Origin of the sequence: Pseudomonas sp. Sample_24 (assembly GCF_004307605.1) — a bacterium.
Classification (GTDB): Bacteria; Pseudomonadota; Gammaproteobacteria; order Pseudomonadales; family Pseudomonadaceae; genus Aquipseudomonas.
The window spans coordinates 1-6506 of record NZ_RCNW01000078.1 but is presented as its reverse complement, the minus strand read 5'-3'; the positions used below and the strand labels follow the sequence as shown (position 1 = coordinate 6506).

Sequence of the window (6506 nt, the reverse complement as noted above, 5' to 3'; positions counted from 1 at the left end):
GGCGTGGCGAACTACGAGAAGTCCATTCAAACGGCCTTCCAGGAAGTCGCCGACGGTTTGGCCGCACGCGGCACCTACACCGACCAGGTACAGGCGCAGCGTAATCTGGTCAGTGCCAACCAGGACTACTACCGTCTGGCCGAGCGGCGTTATCGCATCGGCGTCGACAGCAACCTGACGTTCCTCGATGCTCAGCGTCAGCTGTTCAACTCTGAACAGTCACTGATTACCGATCGGCTGGCGCAGCTGATCAGCCAGGTCAACCTGTACAAGGCCCTGGGCGGTGGCTGGAACGAACAGACGGCGAAGAACGAGCCGCTGAAAGAAGAAGCGCCGAAGTTGAAGTTGTTCTGATAGCGCTGTGAAAACACGAAGCCCACCGATTGGTGGGCTTTTTGTTGGCGGCGGGAAAGGTTGTGCTGACTTCATCGCTGGCAAGCCGGCTTCCACCTTGTGCGTCCCGTGCACAATTTTTGTGGGCGACCATGACCTTGTGGGAGCTGGCTTGCCAGCGATGAGGACCGCAAAAAACAATACAAAAACGACTGTTAATCTTATGTTCGATTATCGCCCAGAACCTGCTTTCCAAGATTGAACCACCCAGTACATTCCCCGCACCATCCGAGCCACAAAACCAATAACAACAGGTTCGATGCCATGCCCCCGCGCCCTGTCCCGTCCGGCTGATCCCGGTTCGTCCGCCCCTGATTTGCACTATTCGTCTGCAACCCCTGGTTGCGGCATCACACCCGCTTTATCTACAAAAATTAGAGAGCCCCAGCCCATGACCTCTTCCACCGCGCAGTACTTTGTTCCCAGCCTGATCGCCGCCGCCCTCGCCAGTGCCGCCCTGCCCGCCTGCGCCGAAGAAGCGGGGTTTGTCGAAGGCGCCAAGGTCAACCTGAACCTGCGCAACTTCTACATCAACCGTAACTTCACCAACCCGACCAAGGCTCAAGGCAAGGCTGAAGAATGGACGCAAAGTTTCATTCTCGACGCCAAATCCGGGTTCACCCAAGGCACCGTCGGGTTTGGCATGGATGTGCTGGGGTTGTACTCGGTGAAGCTCGATGGCGGCAAAGGCACTGGCGGTACGCAACTGCTGCCGCTGGACAGCGACGGTCGCCCGGCGGACAACTTCGGCCGCACCAACGTCGCATTCAAGGCCAAGCTGTCGCAGACCGAAGTCAAGGTAGGCGAATGGATGCCGGTATTGCCGATCCTGCGTTCGGACGATGGGCGTTCGCTGCCGCAAACCTTCCGCGGCGGTCAGATCACGTCGAAGGAGATCAATGGACTGACGCTCTACGGCGGCCAGTTCCGCCAGAACAGCCCCCGCGATGACAGCAGCATGGACGACATGTCGATGACCGGCAAAGCGGCGTTCACCTCCGACCGCTTCAACTTCCAGGGTGGCGAATACCTGTTCAATGAAAAACGCACGCAGATCGGTCTGTGGAACGCCGAACTCAAGGATATCTACAGCCAGCAGTTCATCAACCTGACCCACAGCCAACCGTTGGGTGATTGGACGCTGGGCGCCAACCTCGGGTTCTTCCATGGCAAGGACGATGGCAGTGCCCGGGCCGGCGAGCTGGACAACAAAACAATGTACGGCCTGCTCTCAGCCAAGTACGGCGGCCACACCTTCTACGTCGGCCTGCAAAAACTCACGGGTGACAGTCCCTGGATGCGAGTCAACGGCACCAGCGGCGGGACCCTGGCCAACGACAGCTACAACTCCAGCTATGACAACGCTCGTGAGAAATCCTGGCAGGTGCGCCACGATTACAACTTCGTTGCTCTCGGCGTTCCGGGCTTGACGTTGATGAACCGCTACATCAGCGGCGACAACGTGCACACCGGCACGGTCACCGATGGCAAGGAATGGGGTCGTGAAAGTGAACTGGGCTACACCGTGCAAAGCGGCGCACTGAAAGACCTGAACCTGAAATGGCGCAACTCGACCATGCGCCGGGATTACAGCAACAACGAGTTCGATGAAAACCGCCTGATCGTCAGCTATCCGATCAGCCTGCTCTAAACCTCATCACCGATCGTTCCCATGCTCTGCGTGGGAATGCAGCCAGGGACGCTTCGCGTCCAGGTTCCAAAGCCGAACGCGGAGCGTCCGTTGAGGCGTTCCCACGCAGAGCGTGGGAACGATCCAAATAACCGCCTGATCGTCAGCTATCCGATCAGCCTGCTCTAAACATCACCACCGATCGTTCCCATGCTCTGCGTGGGCATGCAGCCAGGGACGCTCCGCGTCCCGTCCAAAGCCGAACGCGGAGCGTCCGTTGAGGCGTTCCCACGCAGAGCGTGGGAACGATCCAAACCTGTGGGAGCGGGCTTGCCCGCGATGGCGTCAGCTCAGGCACCGAAAATCGCCGGGATCACTCCCGAGATTCAGTCCCCAACTCATCCCACACCGACTCGGCCAGGTGGAACGTTGCGTTGGCGGCGGGGATGCCGCAGTAAATCGCGCTCTGCATGATCACTTCCTTGATCTCGCCACGGCTCACACCATTGTTGGCGGCGGCACGCAGGTGCAGTTTGAGTTCACCTTCGCGGTTCATGCCGATCAACATGGCAATGGTGATCAGGCTGCGGGTGTGGCGCGGCAGACCCGGGCGGGTCCAGATGTCGCCCCAGGCGTGGCGGGTGATCATTTCCTGGAATTCCGAGTTGAACTCGGTCAGGGTTGTCAGGCTGCGGTCGACATGGGCGTCGCCCAGTACCGCGCGACGCACCTTCATTCCTTCGTCGTAACGCTGCTTCTCGTCCACAACAATCCCCTCAATGAGCCGACAAAAACGCCAGGACCCGCTCGCTGAACGCAGCGCCGGCCTGGACGTTGGACAAGTGCGCGGCGTAGAACTCGGCGTATTCGGCGCCCGGCACATGCTCCTGAATGAAATGCCCGCCAGACGGTGGCGTCACTGCATCCTGAGCGCCAGCAATCACCAGCAGCGGCGCCTTGATCGACGACAACTGATCACGGAAATCGGCATCACGCACCGCTGCGCAATTGGCAGCGTAACCTTCAGGCGAAGTCGCCGCGAGCATGTCGGTAATCTGCTTGGCCGCTGCCGGGTTGGCTTCGGAGAAGTCCGGGGTGAACCAGCGTGCAATCGAGGCGTCACGCAGCGCAACCATGGCGGCCTGACCATCGCGCAGGACCATGTCGATGCGTGGATTCCAGATCGACGGATCGCCGATTTTCGCCGCCGTATTGCACACGATCAGTTTGTTCAAGCGCTCGCCGGCATTGATGCCCAGCCACTGGCCAATCAACCCGCCCATGGACAGACCACAGAAATGCGCACGCTCAATGTGCAAGGCATCGAGCAGCGACAACACGTCACGACCCAGTTGCTCGATGCTGTACGGTCCCGGCGTTACCAGCGATTTGCCGTGGCCTCGGGTATCGAAACGCAGCACGCGAAAATGCTCGGTGAACGCCGGGATTTGCACGTCCCACATGTGCAGGTCAGTGCCCAGAGAGTTGGATAGCACCAGCACCGGTGCATCGACCGGTCCATCGAGTTGGTAATGTAGTTCGCCATCGGCGAGTTGAACGAAAGCCACAGCAGTCTCCTTCAGGCAGTCAATGCACAATGGTCAGCCACCGCGCGGTCGACCCAGGTTTTCGCCTGGCCGAGGTAGTGAGCGGGGTCCAGCAGATGATCGAGTTCGGCGGCCGTCAGTTCGGCGGTCACCTGCGGTTCGTCGCCAAGCACCGCACGCAGGTGGCGCTGTTCGGCCACGGCGCGTTTACAGCATTGTTCCAGCAGATGGTGCGCAGCATCGCGGCCGACCCGTTGCGCCAGGACGATGCTCACCGCTTCGGCAAGCACCAGGCCTTGGGTGAGGTCGAGGTTGCGAGCCATGCGCTCGGCGTCCACCTCCAGCCCCTGAGCGATCAACAACGCTTGTTGCAGGCTGCCGGACACCAGGCAGCAGATTTCCGGCAGGGTTTCCCACTCGGCATGCCACAAGCCGAGGCTGCGTTCATGTTCTTGTGGCATGGCGCTGAACAGCGTCGACAGCAGACCCGGAACACGCGTCGCCGCGCCGATCAGTACCGCCGCGCCTACCGGATTGCGCTTGTGCGGCATGGTCGAGGAACCGCCCTTGCCCGGCGCCGATGGCTCGAACACTTCAGCGGCTTCGGTTTGCATCAACAGGCTGATGTCGCGACCGAGTTTACCCAGGCTGCCGGCGATCAGACCCAGCACCGCGCCGAACTCCACCACGCGATCTCGCTGGGTGTGCCACGGCTGGTCAGGCAAGCTCAGTTGCAGCTCTTCGGCCAACGCTTGAGCAATCGGCAGCGCTTGCTCGCCGAGGGCCGCGAGGGTGCCGGAAGCGCCGCCGAACTGCAGCACCAGCAAACGCGGCTTGAGCTCGGCCAAACGTTGACGACTGCGGGTCACCGCCCCCAGCCAACCGGCGATTTTCATGCCGAGGGTGACGGGTGTGGCGTGCTGCAACCAGGTGCGTCCGGCCAATGGCGTGGCTGCATGACGCTGGGCCTGGCTCGCGAGGATTTGCCCCAATTGCGCCAGATCGTTTTCGATCAGTTCCAACGCCCGGCGCAGTTGCAACACCAGGCCGCTGTCCATCACGTCTTGACTGGTCGCACCCAGGTGCACGTAACGTTCAGCCTCGGCATTCTGCGCAGCGATCTGCTTGCCTAACGCCTTGACCAACGGAATCGCCGAGTTGCCGGCGACGGCAATCGCCTCGCCGAGGGCAGCGAAATCGTAAAGCCCGGCCTCGCACGCATTCTCGATTGACCCGACAGCACTCATCGGAATCAACCCGACCCGTGCTTCGGCCCGGGCCAATGCTGCTTCGAAATCGAGCATCGCCTGCACCCGCCCCTGATCGCAGAACACCTCACGCATATCGCGGGCAGTGAAGTAGGCATCGAACAACTGATTGCCCGGTCGCTGGTTCATAAACAATCCCTGAAGGCGCGGGCCTTTGTGGCCCGCGCGTGAAGATCAAAGGTCGTGATGCAGATACTTCGCCTGTTTCGGCAGACGCAGGCTGAACAGGAAGGCAATCGCCATCATCACCGTTACGTACCAGTAGAAGGCGTTTTCCATGCCGACGTTCTTGAGGCTCAAGGCCACAAATTCCGCCGAACCGCCGAAGATCGCATTGGCCACCGCATATGCCAGGCCGACACCCAGTGCGCGCACTTCCGGCGGGAACATCTCGGCTTTCACCAGACCGCTGATCGAGGTGTAAAAACTGACGATCGACAGTGCCAGGGTAATCAGCACAAAAGCCAGGAACGGGTTGCTGACGCTTTTCAGGCTCAGCAGGATCGGCACAGTGCACAAGGTGCCCAGGGCACCGAACCAGAGCATCGAGTTACGTCGACCGATCTTGTCGGCGAGCATGCCGAACACAGGCTGCATGCACATATACAGGAACAGCGCGCCGGTCATGATGTAGCTGGCGGTCTTGGCGTGCATGCCGGCGGTGTTCACCAGGTATTTCTGCATGTACGTGGTGAACGTGTAGAAAATCAGCGAGCCACCGGCGGTGTAGCCCAGCACGGTAATAAACGCCGCCTTATGGTCGCGGAACAGCGCCCTGATGCTGCCGGCGTCTTTGTTCTCGCGCATTTCCTTGCTGGTGGTTTCTTTCAGCGAGCGACGCAGGAACAGCGAAATCAACGCCGCCACCGCACCGACCACGAACGGAATCCGCCAGCCGTAGGCGCGCAGGTCTTCTTCAGTGAGGAACTGTTGCAGGATCACCACCAGCGACACTGCCAGCAACTGCCCACCAATCAGGGTCACGTACTGGAACGACGCAAAGAACCCGCGCTGGCCCTTGAGCGCCACTTCGCTCATGTAGGTCGCAGTGGTGCCGTATTCACCGCCCACCGACAAACCTTGCAGCAAGCGCGCGAACAGCAACAGGATCGGCGCCCAGACACCTATGTCTTTATAGGTCGGCAGGCAAGCGATGAGCAGCGAGCCGAAGCACATCATCAGAATCGAGATCAGCATCGAGTTCTTGCGCCCGTGCTTGTCCGCGACACGGCCGAAGATCCAGCCGCCAATCGGCCGCATCAGGAACCCGGCAGCGAACACGCCCGCGGTGTTTACCAACTGCACCGTGGGGTTGTCGGACGGAAAGAACGCGGGGGCGAAATAAATCGCACAGAACGCGTAGACGTAGAAGTCGAACCATTCGACGAGGTTGCCGGACGAAGCGCCGACAATGGCGAAGATCCGCTTGCTGCGTTCTTCACCCGTATAAAGAGCTGTAGGAGCCGTGGGAGTCGTCATCGTTTTTCACTCAATAGGGACAGTAGAGTCTAGACACACTTTGCAACAGTCCCGTTCCGCAGAAGCATTACCTGAGGCCAAAACACGCACTTGTGGCGAGGGAGCTTGCTCCCTCACCACAAGTTTTGAGTCCATTCAATAATCGAAGAACACCGTCTCGGCATCGGTGCCCTGCAGAATCACATTCCA

Annotated in this window: 6 protein-coding genes; 2 read left to right on the top strand and 4 right to left on the bottom strand. The window is 60.1% G+C overall.

What is annotated here, in order from left to right:
- A partial coding sequence (locus tag D8V06_RS03570) for a TolC family protein (protein WP_177434344.1) occupies window positions 1-354 on the top strand: 354 nt, incomplete at its 5' end.
- 430 nt (window positions 355-784) lie between these two features.
- Complete coding sequence (locus D8V06_RS03565) at window positions 785-2044, top strand: OprD family porin (protein ID WP_130904354.1); 1260 nt, start codon at window positions 785-787, stop codon at window positions 2042-2044.
- Between the two features lie 352 nt (window positions 2045-2396).
- Here the strand turns inward: D8V06_RS03565 and pcaC are convergent, their stop codons facing one another.
- Genes pcaC through D8V06_RS03545 form a run of 4 tightly spaced genes read right to left on the bottom strand, consistent with a single transcriptional unit; the run spans window position 2397 to window position 6317 of the window.
- Window positions 2397-2789 (bottom strand): 4-carboxymuconolactone decarboxylase, encoded by a 393-nt coding sequence (gene pcaC, locus D8V06_RS03560; RefSeq protein WP_130930447.1) that lies wholly within the window; start codon window positions 2787-2789, stop codon window positions 2397-2399.
- Window positions 2790-2799: 10 nt separating this feature from the next.
- Window positions 2800-3591 (bottom strand): 3-oxoadipate enol-lactonase, encoded by a 792-nt coding sequence (pcaD, locus tag D8V06_RS03555; protein WP_130904355.1) that lies wholly within the window; start codon window positions 3589-3591, stop codon window positions 2800-2802.
- Window positions 3592-3602: 11 nt separating this feature from the next.
- Entirely contained in the window at window positions 3603-4967 is a 1365-nt protein-coding gene (locus D8V06_RS03550; RefSeq protein WP_130930446.1) for a 3-carboxy-cis,cis-muconate cycloisomerase, read from the bottom strand.
- 45 nt (window positions 4968-5012) lie between these two features.
- Complete coding sequence (locus D8V06_RS03545) at window positions 5013-6317, bottom strand: MFS family transporter (protein WP_130904357.1); 1305 nt, start codon at window positions 6315-6317, stop codon at window positions 5013-5015.
- Between the last annotated feature and the right edge of the window lie 189 nt (window positions 6318-6506).